This window comes from Paenibacillus residui, assembly GCF_042677205.1.
Lineage (GTDB): Bacteria > Bacillota > Bacilli > Paenibacillales > NBRC-103111 > Paenibacillus_L > Paenibacillus_L residui.
In genome coordinates, this window is the sequence record NZ_JBHTIU010000094.1 from 1 (window position 1) to 17,501 (window position 17,501).

General features: G+C 54.4%; 11 protein-coding genes. 2 read left to right on the plus strand and 9 right to left on the minus strand.

Annotated elements, in window-relative coordinates; all coding sequences use genetic code 11:
• Positions 1-407: 407 nt before the first annotated feature.
• Positions 408-956, minus strand: coding sequence for a hypothetical protein (locus ACFQ03_RS22555; protein WP_379291133.1), 549 nt, complete (start codon positions 954-956; stop codon positions 408-410).
• A 57-nt stretch (positions 957-1,013) separates the two neighbouring features.
• Positions 1,014-2,210, minus strand: a complete 1,197-nt coding sequence (locus ACFQ03_RS22560; protein ID WP_144934944.1) for a ParM/StbA family protein — start codon at positions 2,208-2,210, stop codon at positions 1,014-1,016.
• Between the two features lie 429 nt (positions 2,211-2,639).
• Here ACFQ03_RS22560 and ACFQ03_RS22565 point away from each other — a divergent pair, with 429 nt between their 5' ends.
• Positions 2,640-4,316 (plus strand): hypothetical protein, encoded by a 1,677-nt coding sequence (locus ACFQ03_RS22565; protein ID WP_379291135.1) that lies wholly within the window; start codon positions 2,640-2,642, stop codon positions 4,314-4,316.
• Between the two features lie 368 nt (positions 4,317-4,684).
• A complete protein-coding gene (locus ACFQ03_RS22570) occupies positions 4,685-8,974 on the plus strand; it encodes an FIMAH domain-containing protein (RefSeq protein ID WP_379291137.1) in 4,290 nt (1,429 codons plus the stop codon).
• A gap of 117 nt (positions 8,975-9,091) precedes the next feature.
• Here the strand turns inward: ACFQ03_RS22570 and cls are convergent, their stop codons facing one another.
• The 7 genes from cls to ACFQ03_RS22605 all read right to left on the minus strand — a co-directional run bounded on the left by cls (position 9,092) and on the right by ACFQ03_RS22605 (position 17,365).
• Positions 9,092-10,621 carry a cardiolipin synthase gene (cls, locus tag ACFQ03_RS22575; protein WP_144934935.1) on the minus strand — a complete coding sequence of 510 codons (1,530 nt, stop codon included), beginning with the start codon at positions 10,619-10,621 and terminating at the stop codon, positions 9,092-9,094.
• Positions 10,622-10,785: 164 nt separating this feature from the next.
• Positions 10,786-11,661 carry an SDR family oxidoreductase gene (locus ACFQ03_RS22580; RefSeq protein ID WP_379291139.1) on the minus strand — a complete coding sequence of 292 codons (876 nt, stop codon included), beginning with the start codon at positions 11,659-11,661 and terminating at the stop codon, positions 10,786-10,788.
• A gap of 52 nt (positions 11,662-11,713) precedes the next feature.
• Positions 11,714-12,862, minus strand: a complete 1,149-nt coding sequence (locus tag ACFQ03_RS22585) for a GNAT family N-acetyltransferase (protein ID WP_379291141.1) — start codon at positions 12,860-12,862, stop codon at positions 11,714-11,716.
• Positions 12,862-14,196: a F390 synthetase-related protein gene (locus tag ACFQ03_RS22590; protein ID WP_379291143.1), complete on the minus strand. Its 1,335-nt coding sequence runs from the start codon at positions 14,194-14,196 to the stop codon at positions 12,862-12,864. The genes ACFQ03_RS22585 and ACFQ03_RS22590 overlap by 1 nt, the downstream gene beginning before the upstream one ends.
• Positions 14,183-15,184, minus strand: coding sequence for an NAD-dependent epimerase/dehydratase family protein (locus ACFQ03_RS22595; protein ID WP_379291145.1), 1,002 nt, complete (start codon positions 15,182-15,184; stop codon positions 14,183-14,185). The genes ACFQ03_RS22590 and ACFQ03_RS22595 overlap by 14 nt, the downstream gene beginning before the upstream one ends.
• The gene (locus ACFQ03_RS22600; RefSeq protein WP_379291147.1) at positions 15,181-16,377 is read right to left on the minus strand and encodes an ATP-grasp domain-containing protein; all 1,197 of its coding nucleotides are present in this window, start codon (positions 16,375-16,377) and stop codon (positions 15,181-15,183) included. The genes ACFQ03_RS22595 and ACFQ03_RS22600 overlap by 4 nt, the downstream gene beginning before the upstream one ends.
• A complete protein-coding gene (locus tag ACFQ03_RS22605; RefSeq protein WP_379291149.1) occupies positions 16,367-17,365 on the minus strand; it encodes a beta-ketoacyl-ACP synthase III in 999 nt (332 codons plus the stop codon). Before ACFQ03_RS22605 ends, ACFQ03_RS22600 begins: the two co-directional genes overlap by 11 nt.
• Positions 17,366-17,501: the final 136 nt, after the last annotated feature.

The following is a 17,501-nucleotide window of genomic DNA, read 5'->3' on the forward strand; positions in this document are numbered from 1 at the left end:
AGAGAGGAATTGTATACATGGTTATTTTTTTATGGTGCGGACTCCGGAATTAGGGGGCCTAGCCGTTTTCTCCATTTACTTCAATGACTTTCCACCAATCGCTTGAATTTACCTACGTAAATTACAGTTAAATCGTCATTACCAATGAGCGTGCATTGGTTTTCTATTCTGCAATATCTATACTAAGCTTATATTTCAGCAGTCAAATCAAACCTTAATCGATTTTTGCTCTGCGATAGTGGAGTTATAAATTCTATGCTATCAAAAAAACAGCCGCTGCCGGACGATCTCCGACAGCAGCCGCTGTAATATACCCAAGCGATCTCGATCTGAACCTATAAGCTGCCTATACACAGCCTAGCAGAAATATCAAGTAATCCCGGTCATTACTTGGCATCATCACACGCCTACAGCCAGGATTCAATATCCTCCTCATCGATTTCGTCATCGATCGGCACTTCCGCGATTTCTCCGCTCGCAGCCGGATCGACATCAACCTGAGGCGGAACCGCCGATGCATCGGCCGGTTCGTAAGCGATCTCCTCCGGAGTCTGCTTGCCCTCTGACGATTCCCCTGGGAGCGATTCCCCTGAGGGCGATTCTCCGGAAGGCGCCCCGTCGTGCTCCGCTTCGACCGGCATCGCCTCCTCTACCGCCTGCCCGACAGGCGGATACACCGTCTCCGCCGCCGCGGCTGTCTCCATGCTGGCACCGGGATGGAGAGCCCCCATGGAAACGGCCATCGCAGAGGGCGCCGGAATAACGCCTAACGCCCTCTCGGCGGGAATATAATTTTGCAGATTGCGGACCCCGTTCTCTCTGATCTCGTTCTCTATCAAATAACGGATTGAATCCATCAGATTCGTCTGGCTGTTTATCCAGTCGATAATCGCGGGCGCCTCGTTCTTCTTCGTCTTCAAGCTGATATTGTCGCCGGGCTTCTTCAGCTTCTTCATAGATGATCACCCCTTTGGAGCGCCATACATCATGCAGTGCAGAGCCTCCGCATGGGATTAGACGGCTTTTTTCGCTTTACTCTTTAAGGCATCGTAGATTTTGCCGCGGACGAATGCATCCAGTCCCTGAGCATTCATGGTCACGGCATACTGTGCGGGAATATACAGAAGCTGAATTTCCCGCTCGTCACACAGCTCCTTCAGCATGGGATAGAGAATGGAGCGCATAAGAATGCTGCCTCCGCCATAGACACAGATGATATCTATTTCGTTCCTCGCCTTCGTAAGCTGCTTGCGGATATTCTGGATAATGTGGCGGGATTGCCCTTCCAGCGGTCTCTTCAGCGTCTTCATCGCGCGGGCATGATACTTGTGTCTCGGATTTTTGATCACATCGCTGAAGAATTGGCGGGGACTGTCCGGAAGATGGATTAGCCGGTTGAACTCGTCCAACGCCTCTTCGATGGCATAACCCGCTCCATGGTTGCTTCCATGAATAAATTGACGCAGAAATTTATTGCCTTCTGTTATCGGGTACTCGGTCGATCCGTCTCCGATATCGATATGGAGAATTCTCTTATCCTTGAAATAAGAGCCGTTGAACTTCTTGTCCAATCCGTAGGTTTCAACAAATTCTTTGAAAATGTCGCCTTCACGCCAGTTGCCTTCCGTATCCTTCTGAAGCGCGAACGTTACCGGAGTCGCTTCCGGAATAGCTTTCGCATAGACGAAGACAAGCTTGACCGCCACCCGCTGCTTGCCCAGATGAACCGTGACATGATGCGGACCGTTCGTAAACCTTTTCTCAAACTTGGAGGAGCTTTCGTCCGTATGCTGCGTAATCGGCAGCGCCGTCGCCATGTCTACCTGCACTTCCAGATTTTCGACGATCTTCTTCTCTTCCTCGTAAGCCCTCTGTACGGCTACGGCAGCAATCTGTCCCAGAGTATTCACCAGCGGAAGATCGACATCGCTCTTGCGGTCGAGTCCTACCTGCATATTCTCGATCAATTCGCCGCTCTCCAGAGCGAATTTGCCTATGTAATACATTCCCGGACGGGCGGATGGGGAATCGATCGTTACGATCAGTTGATCCTGAAGATTCTTGATAAAGCTTTCCGGAGCCTGCTCCTCACTCCACGGCAGCCGATCTACGGTGCAGTTTACGTTGGGCTGCTGAATCAGTTTCCCGTCGACGATAATATCATGCTCGCTGTTCCCGTTGTCATTTCCTACGAAAAAATGAAATTGCATGTTTGCTGCTCCTCCTCTTCTCTTCTTACCGATCCGCCTTTCGGGCGAATCGCAGTTTTATGAATGTATAGAGTGCTTCCACCAACACTGTCCCTCGGGGACCCGTTAACTGTTCATTTCGACATTACGACCATTAACATAATCATCTGAACTCTGGTGACTGGACAAAGCGGCGTACCATAAATATTCGATTTCCGTATCGAATTTCCTGCCGTCATCCTCATTTCAGTCAATTTGTACTATTTGGTAATACCGAAAGAGGCGTTTTTCAGTCACCATTATACAGCAGCGGTCAGAATGTTGCATCTTTCGCGTCCGTTCGCCTTGCGGCGCCCCTCGAACTTGCGAATTCTGTCTCCCAAACTGGACATTTTCGGGGCGGGAGCCTACAATTCTTGTAGTATACGATAACGAAGGGGGAGCTGCACGATGACCACCATACCGTCAAGACGAACGGAGATTCTCCGTCTTGCCGCGGAAACCGCCTTAACACTGCCCGTTCTGCCATCCGGATTCTGGTTTCATAAAGATATTCGCGACAACCTGTTCTACGCTCTGCATCTGCATCTGGCTGCCTGCAGGGAGGACATCCCTCTTGCCGCAGACCGCCAAACGGCCAAAGATACAGCGGAAAATATGCTGCTTCGGGTATTAAGGCTGCAGCAGCGCGATCCGGAAGCCGAGCGGTACGGACATTGGCCGCTGAATTTAGGGAACGATCCCCAGTCAGCCCCGGCGCATCCCTTGCCGGCGGAGCTTGTCGGAAACATATTAAGCCTGTATTATGTGAAGTTTCAGGCCTATCTAAGCGATGCCTTGAAGGATGAGCTGAAGACCAGCCTGACCCATCTTCACCGCAGCAAAATATACGACGTTCCTCAGCAGGCCTTCCATCACCATGAAGCCAAGCTGTTTAACATGAAAGTTACGCTGGGAGCCGGCCTCGGAGATTCCGAATTAGCAGAAGACGGACATCGGAATCTGCAGGCTATTCTCCATAGGCTGACCAGCCGGGGATTTCAGGAGTACGGCTGTCTGCCCTGGTTCTGGCATTGGGTCCAGGCTTTCACATGCACATGGGAAATCACCGAGGATCCGCAAATCCGGCAAACGGCCGCCCGCGTCCTGGAATGGCTGTGGACCTACCGGGCCAAATGCTACCTGCAAGGGGCATGGATCGGTCCCCGCTCCCGTTCCTTGGCTAACGATGCTCCGGCGGACCGAAATTATATTGCCGATTACATACAATTCGGCGATTTCTCCCTGCCATCCGCCATCTATCGTCTCGAAGGCTTCGCCTTGTTCGATTATGAGGTGCCCGCGGAGATTGCAGCGGCGGCCCGCAGCGGGGAGACGTCGGAATGGAACTTCACCGTTCCTCCGCATCCCCATACGGCCAACGATCAGCCTCTGCATCAGTCCATCTATCGGACAGAGCAGTTCGCTGTCGGCGGCGTCTACGAAAGAGTCGAGGAATTCGACAACGAACAGATCCGCTGGGCCGTTTCTTTGCCGATCCGCAAGGATGCCTCCGCCAATCAGCTCTACTTCTTCCATCCCGGCAAGCATTATAAGCCGGGCGATCTGCGGCATGCGAGCGATTTCGGCGAAATCCTGCTTCACCGCCAGACTGCAGCCGCACTATACCCGGTTCCGGCCGGAGAAGACGGAACGATCGTCGGCGCCCTGCCTTTAGGCGAGTGGACCACCCGCGGCAACGATTGGTTCGGATCGGTGGACGATGTTTACTTCGCCGTTTTCCTGGCCCGTCCCGCTACTGCCACGATCGGTTCGGACAAGCTTGCCCTGACGTGCTCCGGGTCCGACAACGGCGTTGTTGTGGAAGTCGCAAGCCGGGAAGAAGCCGCGGCCCAGGAGATCACTACCCTGGAGCAATGGGCGGAACGGCTCGCCGCCCGGCGCCCGCAGTTTGCCGGCCGCGGGGAGCAGGGCTGCTCGGTCTCTTACCGCACCTTCCAGGGAACAGAGCTTCTGCTGAATGTTCCGGCCGGTGGCGGTACCCCGGAGCGCAAAATCAACAGCAGCGATTTGTCCTTCGATCGGTTCGAGCCGATCGCACGAATGGCAGTCACTTGCTCTTCCTAGGAAATAACCCATTAAAGCTGGAGAAGGTCAGCATTTATGCTCCCCTCTCCAGCTTTTCGTTTAACGAGCGTTGTGGATAAATACAAGTGCGGCAATCTTCCCTTTACTGTTCGTACAGATCGCTTAAATTGAACAGTCAGCACAGCGCATCGGTTTCACCGAACCTTCAAAAAATATTGACATGTATGGTACATGTCCTATAATAAAGGTGAAAGTTCTTCATAATTTTTACAAACGAAGGGGGCACCCACCCCCTTTTTCTCCCCTACATAGTGAAGCGCTTTCAAATACAGAGAGAAAAGGAGGCGTTCTTTGTCCTAATCGGGCTGCAGACCCTTTTGGCAATACACATAAAAGGAGGTATGAACATGAAACTGTTTTTTCTTCGAAAGCCGGTAATCCTTATCTTGGCCGCCCTGATCATCGGGACTATACCAACACACGGATTCGCAGCGGAAGACAATCCTCCCGCCGGGGATACTTTGACCTATTCCTTCAAGCAGCTCGGGCTTCCCGGACAAACGACGCAGCCGGGATGGAATGTGGTCGGAGATGCCAACGCCGCCCCCAAGCTGGTCCCCCAAATCTATGGAGTACAGATGCAATCTTCACTGAATTATCCGACCCGTTCCTTCGAATTCGAAGTTCCGGAGGACGGAAACTACTGGATCCGCTTTAGCGGTTATTGGAGCCCCAATGGGGGAACCGCCGACCTTGCGGTGGACGGAGATTCAATCGGCCGATACAGCTTCTACAGTGTAACCGGCGGCTATGGACCGCTCGTCTCCATGGACACCATACCCCTCACTTCCGGCAAGCATGTGTTTACCCTGAAGGTAACGGACAAGGGCAATGGCCTGGGGAACGGAAACGGCTATTACCTATACCCCTGCGAGTTGATTCTGCTGAATACCGACCGGGTGACGAGCAGCAAGACCCGCAGCACCGTCTATACGCCCGAGAAAATGGCTGCCGCCCGTCAGAACGTTGAACGATTCGCTTGGGCGAAAAGTGCAAGAGACGCGGCCGTCAGCCGTGCCGAAGAATACTTGAAGCTCGGTTACGAGCGATTATGGGAGCTGGTCCCTCCCCAATCACTGCCCAGAAGCTACAATACGAATCAATTCGAGGGCAACTTGAGTCCGGTAACGGGAGGGGCTCTGAAAGAGCTGGGCAACTATCCCTGGGTCGGCGACCCGGTGAATGAACCGTGGAAAATTACCGATCCGACAAGCGGTTACAAGTTCCCCACGAACGATTTCGGGGCCTACTACAGAAGCGGGCTGGACGAGCATGGCATCTTTGATCCGAAGAAAGCCGACCGCAGTCTCCTGGTTAACACGCTATATCCCGAGAAAGGCCCGGATTGGGGAGTAGACGACGGATTCGGGTGGGTAGATCCGGAAACCGGAAAGCGCTATACGTTCATTGCTTATTATACCCATTGGTTTTTATGGATGGGCGGCAACGGCACGGCAGTTATTCCAAATGCCTTGAATTCATTCCGGGACGCTTATATTTATACCGGAGATATGAAGTATGCCCGGGCCGGCATCATTCTGCTGGACCGGATTGCGGACATCTATCCGAGTATGGATCTGTCCGCTCACGACAGTAACATCTATTTGAACTCGCATGGCGGGGTTGTGGCCGGCAAAGCTACCGGCTCCATCTGGGAAACCGCGGTGATCAAAGATTATGTTAACGCTTATGATGCTTTCTTCAGCGCGATCGATGATCCCGAGACGATCTCTTTCTTGAGAGCCAAAGGGGAACAATACCGGCTTCCGCTCAAGACGAGCGCCGTCGGCATAAGGAGAAATATCGAGGACGGCATTCTAAGACAGGTTTACCCGGCTGTCCAGAGATCGCAAATTCGCGGCAACAACGGTTACCATCAGAGCGCACTGGCGCTGGCGGCAGTCGTTCATGACACACTTCCGGAAACGAAAGAATGGCTGGATTTCACCTTCCAGGCCGGAGGCTTGGTCAATAGAATTCCGTACACAGTAACCGGCGGCAACATTCTGGTGAGCATGGTTAACGATGTCGACCGCGACGGCCACGGCAACGAAGCCGCACCCGGCTATAATGCATCATGGATCAATCCTTACATGCTCGTCGCGGATATTTTGCGCGGATATGACAAATATCCGGCTGCGGATTTATATCAGAACGTCAAATTTCAGAAAATGTTCTCTTCCATGATCCCTCTCACCATGATCGAAAGATACACGCCACAAATCGGGGATTCGGGAACGACGGGCAATCCGGGCTTGAATCTGAGCCGGATTCTGGCGCTTAAAGCCTTCGAAGTATACGGCGATCCCATCTTCGCACAAGTGGTCTATTTTCTTAATAATAATCGGACGGAAGGAATCCATGGCGATATTTTCTCGGCCGACCCCGAGAAGATTGCCGCAGATATTGAAGCGGTCATCGCTCAGCACGGACCTCTGAATTTGGACAGCGTCAACTTGACCGGGTACGGATTTACGGCTCTCCGGGACGGCATCAAGGCCAAATTCGACTTCGGCGTGCCGTATTCGTTCCCGCTCATGCCGGTTTCGGAAACCAACAAAGATTACAAGCTGTTTGAAGCTACCAACGTGCTGCAGTTTGAAGCTACCGCTCCGGGGGACTATATCACCTTTGACTTTGAAGTAACCGAAGACGATGAATATGAACTTAGCCTTAAGCCGCTTCATGGAGCCACCTATGGAAAATATGCCGTTAAAATCGATGGAAGCCGGGTTGCAGAATTCGACTTCTTCGGTTCCGGAAGCGAGCATGAAGCGATAGCCAAAATTCCTCTGACGGCCGGAACGCACACGATCACTTTTGAATGCATCGGCAAGAACGAAGCGGCTACGGGGTACAAGGCCGGGCTGATCGAAATGTCATTGCTGAACGCCGAAGAACAAGCCCGCCGGGACGATACCTACAAGGATACTTCCCGGGACATATGGATGTACTACGGCCGGAATGGCGGACACGGCCATAGGGATACGCTCAACCTGGGACTTCATGCGTTCGGACTGGACCTGCTGCCGGAACTGGGTTACCCGGAGCAAGCGAACGCTACCGACAAGCACCGTCATGAATGGATGAATAATACGATCAGCCACAACACGGTCATGGTCGACAGATCCAAGCAGAACGTCCAATGGGTATCTCAACCCAAGCATTATGACGATGCGGATAGGGTCCAGTTAATAGATGTGGAAGCTCCCAAAGTTTATCCGCAAACCGAGCTGTACAGACGGACAACCGCGATGATTCGCGTGGATGATGAGAACTCTTATGCGATCGATTTCTTCCGCGTCAAGGGCGGCAGCGAGCATCACTTCAGCTTCCACGCGGCAGAAGGTCCGGTATCGACCGAGGGGTTGAACTTGACCGCTCAACCGTCCGGCACTTATGCGGGACCCGATGTACCGTTCGGCGAAAGACCCGCCGACGACAGCGTTCCCGGGACACAGTATATGGGACCTGGCTTTCACTGGCTTAAAAATGTGGAGCGGGACAACAACCCTTCCGCTCAATTCAGTCTCGATTGGGATGTCACAGATACATGGAAGGTACTCCAAACGGAGGAAGACATCCATCTCCGCCTGACGATGCTCGGCGAGATCGACGATGTCGCACTTGCGGACGGCGTGCCGCCCCGGAATAAACCGGGCAACCCCAAATCGCTGAAATATATGATCGCCCACCGGAGCGGCGAACAGTTGAGCAGCCTATTCACATCGGTTATCGAGCCTTATAAGGACAACCGGTTTATCCGATCCATATCCCCGGTTTCCGTCCATGCCGACGGCGTCCCCGCAGATGATCCGAACGGTATCGAAGTTAAAGCCGTTAAAGTGGAACTGGCGAACGGCCGTACCGATTACATCGTCAGCGCTCTGGATTCGGGCACAAGGTACACAATAGACGGCAAGCTGGAGTTCCAGGGCTTCTTCGGAGTATACTCCGAACAGGACGGCCGGCATATATACTCTTATGTGAACGACGGAACCGCCTTCCATCCCATCGGTAAGACCGATTTGACCACGGATGTCGGCGCTGTCTCCGGAACGGTCACCGACTTTACCAAAGAGATGTCGCTGCAGAACAGCATCACCGTACAGCTTGATAGAGCGGATGCCCGGGCGGAGGAATGGGTGGGACGGACTATTTTCATCGAAAATGACGGAACCCGCAATGCCGCTTATACCATTAAAGGAGTGATCCCGCTCGGCGGCCCGTCTTACCGGTTGGACATCGGAGATGCGACGACTATCCGCTCCTTCGTCGACAATAGCGATTTCAGCAAAGGGTACGTATATGATCTTGAAGCCGGAGCCTCCTTCCGGATTCCGCTGTCGGCTTCCTGGGAGCTTCCGTCGGCTACGGTCGATTCCATGATACGGCTGACGGATGAGTATATTGCCGAGGAAGCGGTAAGAGGGCCGCTTGCGAATCAACTGCGGAACAGCCTTCGGCAAGCGCAGCATCATCAGCTTAAGGGAGATACCGTGCAAGCGGCCAAGCATATGGAAAATTTCTTGAAACATATAAACAACGAGCCTATGCAGGAACACATAACTCCCCAAGCTAAGAGTGCGCTGGTACGAGACGCCCAAGAGGTAATCGCCTCGCTCCTGCCGTCTTGAACCACTACTCGACACAAAGAACCCGAGACTGTTCTCGGGTTCTTTACTAATTATGTGTGAATTAAGGATTGCACAGGAATTCTCTAGGCCTCTCCCTGTCGAATAGCTTCCTTGGCTTCAGAGCAGCGGAGACAGAAGACGTGCCGCCGATTCCATAAATCGGACGAGCCATTTTTTCGAGAACTTTTCTTTAACGATTCGGGTTGAATCTTGAAGATCGGCTTGAAAATCAGAGACGAGCGTACGCGTGCTTTCCGTTTGATAAATAAACGCATTGACTTCAAAGTTCAGATGGAAGCTCCGCATATCCATGTTGGCCGTGCCGATCGAAGCCATTTCCCCGTCGATGATCAAGATTTTGGAATGCATGAACCCTTTCTCGTACTCGTAAATTTGCACTCCGGCCTCCAACAGCTCCGGGAAGTAGGAATGTGAAGCAAGATAAGGAATCCACTTGTCCGGCTTCTTCGGGAACAGAATCTTGACGTCGATCTTGGACAAGGCCGCCACCTGCAAAGCCGTATAGATGTCGTCATCCGGTATAAAATAAGGGGTGGCAATCCAAATCGACCGCTTCGCAGATGTAATCATCGCGAAGAACAGGCTCTTCATCGTCTTCCACTCACTATCCGGCCCGCTGGCAATCATCTGAACTGCGCCGTCCCCCGGCCTCTCCGTCAGCGTAGGCGATAGATACTCGGGGTTCATATGCGCTTCTCCCGTCATGTAGAGCCAATCCTGGAGAAAGATGATCTGCAGCGTGCGCACCGCTTCCCCCCGGACGAGCATATGAGTATCCCGCCAAAATCCGTACGTCGCGCTGCGGCTTAAATATTCATCCCCGACGTTTAAACCGCCGGTAAACCCGACCTCTCCATCGATGACTACGATTTTACGATGATTTCGGAAGTTCACCTTGTTCGACAGCAGCGGGAAGTAAACCGGAGAGAAGGCGACAACCTGTACCCCGGCCCGTCTCATTTCGTCCAGAAAAGACTCCGGCAGCTTCAAGCTTCCCACTGCGTCATACAGAAAGCGCACCTCCACCCCGGCCTTCGCTTTCTCGATCAGAATCTGCTGGATTTGCGTTCCGATTTCATCGTCCCTATAAATATAGTATTCCATATGTATATGATGGACAGCCTTGTTCAGCTCTCTTAAAATGGCGGAAAAGGTCGCTTCTCCGTTAGTCAGAATCTCCGTCCGGGTAGAGAAAGAGATAGGGCTCTTCGCCATCGTCTGGGACAAGCGAAACAGCCTCTGCAGACTCTCCGGAAATTCGGACAGCTTATGATGATTGGCCAGTGCGCGGTTTTCTATGAACGCATAGGCTTGTGCGTCTCGCAGCGCCTTTTGGTTATAGTTCTTACGTTTCCTATAGTTCTGACCGAACAATAAATAGAAAAGAAACCCTACAATAGGGACCAGCGCCAGCACCAGTATCCATGCTACCGTACTGGACGGGTGTCTGTTCTCCATAAAAATAACGAGTCCGACGAATAGAACCGCGAGTGACATCGTCACGCTGAAAAAAGTGGCGAAAAATTGACTGAACCGCAGCAGGGCGCTGCCAAAATATAAATTCAAATAATAAAGCAGAACCAAAACAATAATCATCAGAATAATGATTTGAATAGAACGCTTCATTCGCTTCCCCCGTCTTCCGGTGCACCAGTAATATATGCTTCTTAATTATAACCCAACTTGTCGAGAAATAACGTAATTTGGCAAAAATACCGGGGCTTTCGGACAAGTCGGGAAGGCTGCGGTCTTATATGCCTTAACCGAAACAAAGCCTGTCTCCTTTCCATTTAAGAGGAGGAGCCTCCTTTCAATGCTTGGAGCACGATTCTCTCCAGCCAGCGCCACGGCAGCAGCATTCGCCCGGCACGAAGCAGCAGCGAGCCTCTGCCTATCGGGTAGCGAAGCCTCGGGCGGCGCTTGCGGGCTGCCTTGACGACCGCTCTGGCGACCTGCTCGGGACCCGGTGCCGTCTCGGCTGTCCGGCGGGAGAAGCGCAGCACGGCTTCCATCCATGGCCTGTATGGCGATTCGGGCCGAATGTTGATGGCCTCGAATCCTTTGTTCCAAATGGCCGTCCGGTAAGCACCCGGCTCGATCAGCACGACATGGACGCCATACGGGAGCATCTCCAGCCTTAACGCTTCGCTGAGCCCTTCCAAGGCGAACTTGGATGCGGCATACGGTGCGTATCCCGGCAATCCGAACCGTCCGCTTATGCTGCTCATGTTTATGATCTTTCCCCGGCCCCGTTCGCGCATTGAGGGAAGGACCGCTTTCGTTAACGAGAGGGCTCCGAAGAAATTCGTTTCGAACTGGCTGCGCCATTCCTCCAGCGGAACCTCCTCGGCGTATCCCCCACATGCGTATCCGGCATTATTGACCAGCAAATCTATACGCCCGTACTGGCGAACCGTCTCTCCAACGACCGCTTCGGCCTGGATGGCATCCGTTACGTCCAGAGTGCGGATATGAATGGCTGAGGATACCTCTTCCCCCTCTTCCTCCGCCTTCCGCAGCAGCTCGCTTCCCCTGGACGGGTCTCTCATCGTGGCGATCACCGTGTACCCTTCCTTAGCCAGCAGGATACAGGTATGCAATCCGAAGCCGCTGGAGCTTCCCGTCACTATCGCCACCGGACGCTCGTCCGCACCCTTCCTGTTCATCCCGACACCGCCTTTCTCCCATGCTTTCCTAAAATCCGGTCGTTAGCCGCCCCTACAATTTCCGCTTCTGCATCATGGGGATGCCTACTCGCCGGGTAATCTCCGCCAGCACCGTCCACCGCCGTCTGCGGTAAGCCGGCAAATGCTTGTCATATACGGCCGTGTACTCTATCTGCGGAAGCGCGCCCCGGCATCGCTTGAAGCCCGCCGCTCCCGAGCTCTCGTTGAGCAGCAGCCCCTGCCGCTCGGCCTCGCGGACTAGCACAACGGACAGCATCCGGTAGAGACCGGTATCTGCCGGCAGGCTTGTATCATAACCGAAAATGGGTGTGGTCATGATTCCATTCCGGCGATAATAGCCGAGCACGGCATCGATCCGGCCTTCGTTGCGCAGAACCATCAACCGCAGAGTGCCCTCGCGAAGCGCCGTTTCAAAAAAACGTTCGCTGAATTGGGGATTGCACAGCGAATATTTTTGCAAATACAAGGCATTGTACAATTCCAGCATGCGCGGCACATCATCCGATGTGAGCCCTTCCGGGCCGACCACTTCATATCCGCTCTGCGCAAGCAGCTTTCCGTCCCTCTTCATCAGCCAGCGGGCTTTGGAAGGAAGCGTCTCCGGCTGCACGGTATTGAGCAGGTAGACTTGGCGGCTGCCGACCATCTTGTAGCCCTCGCGAAGCAGCGCCTCATACCAATCCGGGTCGGTGGCCGGATTGACCGACCGGAAGACCAAGGCGTGCTCGGGGAAGGCTTCGCGCAAACAGGCGGTCAGTTCGCTTACTGCGCCCTCCTGCCATTTCGGATACAAATTGGTGGACAGCAGCCAATTGTTGATATGGACCGCCTGGTTGATCCGGCCCTGCCGCAGCCAGTATCCCATAGAGCGGATAACGCCCCGGAGCACCGTCTCCAATCCCGGATTCCGGAGCAATGCCAGCTCCTGCAAAGTATACGTTACATAATGGGTGTAGGGAGAGCAGACGTAGGAATTGTCGTACTCCGCCTCGTTAACCGTTACCGGCAGCAGCATTTTGTTCACCTTGGCCAGGAGACATCGGGTACTCACATTACCAATAAAATTCCCGCTCCCGAAGCGAAGCATCGGCAGCCAATAGCTGCGGGTGTATCGCGCATCCTCCGTATCCGGCCATTCCATCCGGTCTGCGTCGGCCATGTCATACAGCTTGACAGACATCAGAGAGCGAACCTCCTCTCCACCCGCCTCAGCTTTCGTTCGCGAGGTCCCTGAACGTACTCGCTGTAACGAATATTGGGAGCATGGCAATGCAGCCTGCTGCAGAGCTCCGTCAGCGCCCGGGTTACCTGCTCCCGGCAGACGGCTTCCAGCTCCGGCCGCACCTTCAGCGAACATTCTACGAGCCGTTCGGAATGCTGGATGATGAGGTATTCCTCGATCTCGGGCGAAGCGGACAGGACCGCCCTGCGGATGAAATCCGGAAATACCGGCTTCCTGCGGCCGTTGGCAACCGAGTGCAGATAGAACAGATCATCGCTCCGGCCCTCTATCTGCTCCAGGGCGAGCAGCTTGGAGCCGCACGGGCAGGGCTCCTTCCTTTCGGTCAGAATATCGTTGAGCCGGTAGCGGATAATCGGCTGCGTTCTTCTGCGGAAATCGGTCAGAATCGGCACGAATTTCCGCTCCGCCCCTTCCAGGTATTCCTTCTCGACAACCAGCAGATCCTCGTTCAGATGAAGAGTTCCGTGAGAGCAGGTAAAGCCGAGGAATCCTTCCGTACACTGGTAAATCTGATGCACCTGACGGCCAAAGCACTCTCCGATATACCGCTCGTCTAACGGGTCCAGCACTTCCGCTACGGAGACGATCTTGTCCGGGCGAATATGCAGAGCCCCCGTCTTCACCGCTTCGGCCAGCAGCCTCAGAACCGAGGCGGGAGCGACAAGCAGGGTCGGACGGTAAGTGTTCAATTGGGACACGTGCTTCTCAATCGGCTCCAACAGATCGAAGTATTGAAACTCAATCCTTCCCTTGCGGACCGAGGCGTACAAGTTGCTGTTCGCCCGAAGGAAGAACGCCACCCGATGCTTCTGCAGCAGGCCTCCGGGCAGCACCTTGGCCATAATGGTTCCGGCCCAGGCCATCTGCTCCTGCCGGCTGACCAGAAACACTCCACGATGCCCTGACGTTCCCGAGGACAGACCGACCGTGATTCCGCGAACCGTCGGGGAGAAATCGCGGCATTTTTCCGCCTCCCAGGCAGCCTCCAGCGCTTCCTCCAGGCCGATTCCTTCCGTGTTCAAACGGTCAAAATGCGCCATCATTTCCCGCTTATCTATAACCGGGAACTCCCGCCACTGCTCCAGAGGCAGTCCCCCCGCCGCTTCCCGGTAGTACGGCGACCTCGCCAGCACGTACCGGAGATGCCTCCTCACCTGCCATTCCTGCCACAGGAGCAGCTCTCTGCGGCTGCCCCAGCTCCGTCCGTATTTGGTCGACATATAGTTTCCGAGAAGCGTTAACGGCTCCTTAATCCGACTAAAGTTGTTCATCCGTTCGCTTCCTCCACCATTTCACAAATTCATGCAAACCTTCCTCCAAGGAAACTCTCGGACGATAGCCCAGCTTCTGCTGCGCAGCCCCTATATCCAGCGTCTGACTCGTTCCCAGCACTCCCGCCGAATACCGGGTAATCAGAGGCTCCCTGCCTCCGGCAAAAACCTTCGCAGACCATTCCAATATTCCGGCCAACCGGTAGATCGTACGTAAGGATATAGGCTTCGCCCGCAGCGGCTCATCCAGAAGCGAGAAAACCTTGTTCAGCAAATCCAGCAGCCGGACCGGCTCTCCATTGGTAATATTAAATTTCCGGCCGAGGGCCGAAGGGCCGGCTTCCGCACAGAGCAGCAGAGCATCCACCACATTCTCAACATAAGTGACATCCATCAGTGCCTGGCCGCCATTAATAAGCGGAACTTTGCCGCGTTCATTGGCTCTGAGAAGACGGGGAAGAATGGCCCGGTCCCCCGGTCCGAACACCGCGCGGGGACGGATCGTGACAACCTCCAGCCCGGCTTCGTAAGCCCGGTCCGCTTCCTGCTCCGCCAGCAGCTTGGTGGCCGCGTACGCGTTGACCGGCTTGGCCGGCAGAGCATCGTCCTCTTTAATTCCGAGCCGGTCCGTGTAATCGAAATAGATGCTTGGCGTAGATACATGTACCAGTCTCTTTACCTTATGCTCCAAGGAGCCTTGGGCTATATTTCGCGTTCCAATCACATTGCTGTTGTAAAAATGCTCGTACTTCCCCCAGGGAGAGGACAGAGCTCCGCAGTGAAATACGATATCCTGCCCGTCGCAAGCCTTCCTGATCGCTGCCTCATCCGCCAAATCTGCGGGGACAAAAAGAATTCCGCCAGCAGCAAGGCTCCTGCCCTCCTGTAAGTTACGTCCTACGGCCGTTACCTGCCAGCCCATGGCTTCCAGCCGTCTCGCCAGCTTGCCTCCGATGAAACCGGTCGCTCCGGTAACTAATGCTCTCATCGTTCCCCATTCCACTCCATATCTATGGTAGTCGCTTCCGCAATCGATATTCCGTGCTTCCTGCTTTTCCGCCAGAAATGCAGCAGCATTGGCCATTGGGCGGCCAAAGGCGCCGGATCGTCCCAGCGAAAGACCGCATCCCGTCCCCGAAATACTGCTCTCATCCAGTCCCGGGCACGGGGCAGGCTGCTTATCCCCTTCCATGCATACAGCAGCATCGCTCCTTTCAGCACCGTTGGCCGATTTCCCGACGGGGTGAGAATGGAGTCGGACGCAGTATCGAGGAAGGCCCGATCCAATCTGTCCTCCGCCCGGAACAGATGAATACCGCTGGTTGCCCGCGGGTTACATTCCAGCGGGTAGAGGGTCCCCTCCTCCGTCTCGATAAAATCGAAGGCGATCTGCCCCGTGAACCGGATCGCCGAAACCATACGGGCCACCCATTCCTGCAGCCCGGAATGCTCCTCCCGTTCGAAGCAGACGCAGGCCCCTTGCCCCGCTGTAAAATTGGACGCATAGGCGGCATGTGCGGTCAGCCTTCCATCATGGGCAATCCCGTAGGTGCAGTAAGGCTTACCCTCTATGAACTGCTGACCTACCCATGGATATCTGCGTGAGGCCGGAATATCCCCGGCGGCTTCGCCCCCTCTGACGATACGGACCTTGGAGGCAAACCGCGAATAGACGGGCTTCAATACATAACGCCGCAGTGGATCGCCTTCTTCCAGGAAGGCCTGAACCTCCCCCTCCGAGGTCAGAAGACGTGTTTCGGGTACCCGAAAGCCGAGCCGCTTCGCCGTGTCTATAAATTCCCATTTATTATGAAGAAGGCTCAGCTTGGAAGCTTCGTCGACCAGAACCTGACATAGAGGAAGCAGCCTCTCGCGGAACCGCGAGACCGCGAACACCTCCTCGCAGGTCGGAATGAGCATATGCACCCGTTCGCGTTGAATAACATCTGCCAAAGCTTCTATATATTGCTGCGGGCCATCATTGACTTCCGGAAGCACATAGTTTCCGGCCACCCGCCTCGACGCCCCGCACAGCGTTCGGGCGATGCTGTCCGCCGTGATGACCCTATGACCGGCAGCCGACCATAATCTGGCCAGCTCCAATGCGGCCGGAGCGCGGCCACCGGTAATCAGAACCGTCAGCGGGCCTTCCCCCTCTTCTTGTGCCGGTCTAGTAGACAAGAACCATTCCTCCCAAAGACAGCCCGGCGGACGTCCCCAGCAGCAGCACGCGATCCCCGCGCTTCATTCTTCCTTGCACGGCGGCTTCATGCAGCCCCATTGGAATCGAGGCCGCAATTGTGTTGCCGTGGTTCGGCGTTATATAAACGAGCTGCTCCTGTGAAATCCCCAATCGGCTCGTTATAAGCCTCATCGCCATGGCACTCCCCTGATGCGGAATGACATGCTGAATGTCGGCCATGCTCAGGCCTGCCGGGCGGAGCAGCTTGTCAACGAAAGACGGCAGCAGCTTCGCGGCCATCTTGAAGATGGCTTTGCCATCCATATGAAAGAGGAAATCTTCCTCCCTGCCCGGCCCATGCTCCCGCGGATGAATCCGGGTGCCGCCTCCGCGGATTTCCGAATACCGGGCTCCCTTGCTGTATGTCTCCATCCTTGAACATATAATTCTCGATTCCTCTTCTTCCGCCGACCGTCCAATGACAACGGCGGCGGCTCCATCCCCGAACAAAGCTCCGCTCTCCTTATGGTTCCAGTTCAAGCCTACAGAAGCTATCTCGGTAGACACCAGCAGCACCCGCTCATATCTTCCCGCTTCCACCAGATACGAAAGAAGATCGAACCCGGTCAGGAAGCTCAGACAGGTAGAATTGACATCGAAGCTGGGAATCCCGCTGTACTCCCCGCCCATAGCCTTCTGAATCAAAGAGCCAGTGGACGGAATAGGCTGCTCCGCAGTTCCGCTGGTACAGACCAGACAATCTATATCGGATAGCTTTAGGCCGGCATCCTTCAGAGCTTCCTCAGCGGCTGCGGCCCCCATCGCAGAGGCGGTCTCCCCGTCTGCAAAATGACGGACACGCACATCCGTCTTACGCAGCGTCCATCCATCCGGAGTCCCCAATCGCCGGTCCATTTCGTCGGAATAAATCCGCCTTGCGGGCAAATATTTCCCCGTGCCCAAAATTTTTACATTTCTGATTTGCATAGTTAAGACTCCCTCATCCCATTAGCGCCTGAATATCCATTCAGGAGAACTTTTTAGCTGTCTAAAAATATGAAATTTTTGTTAACGACATTTTTCCCTAATTCGACATTTCTTGTAACCAATATAAGTTCGATTA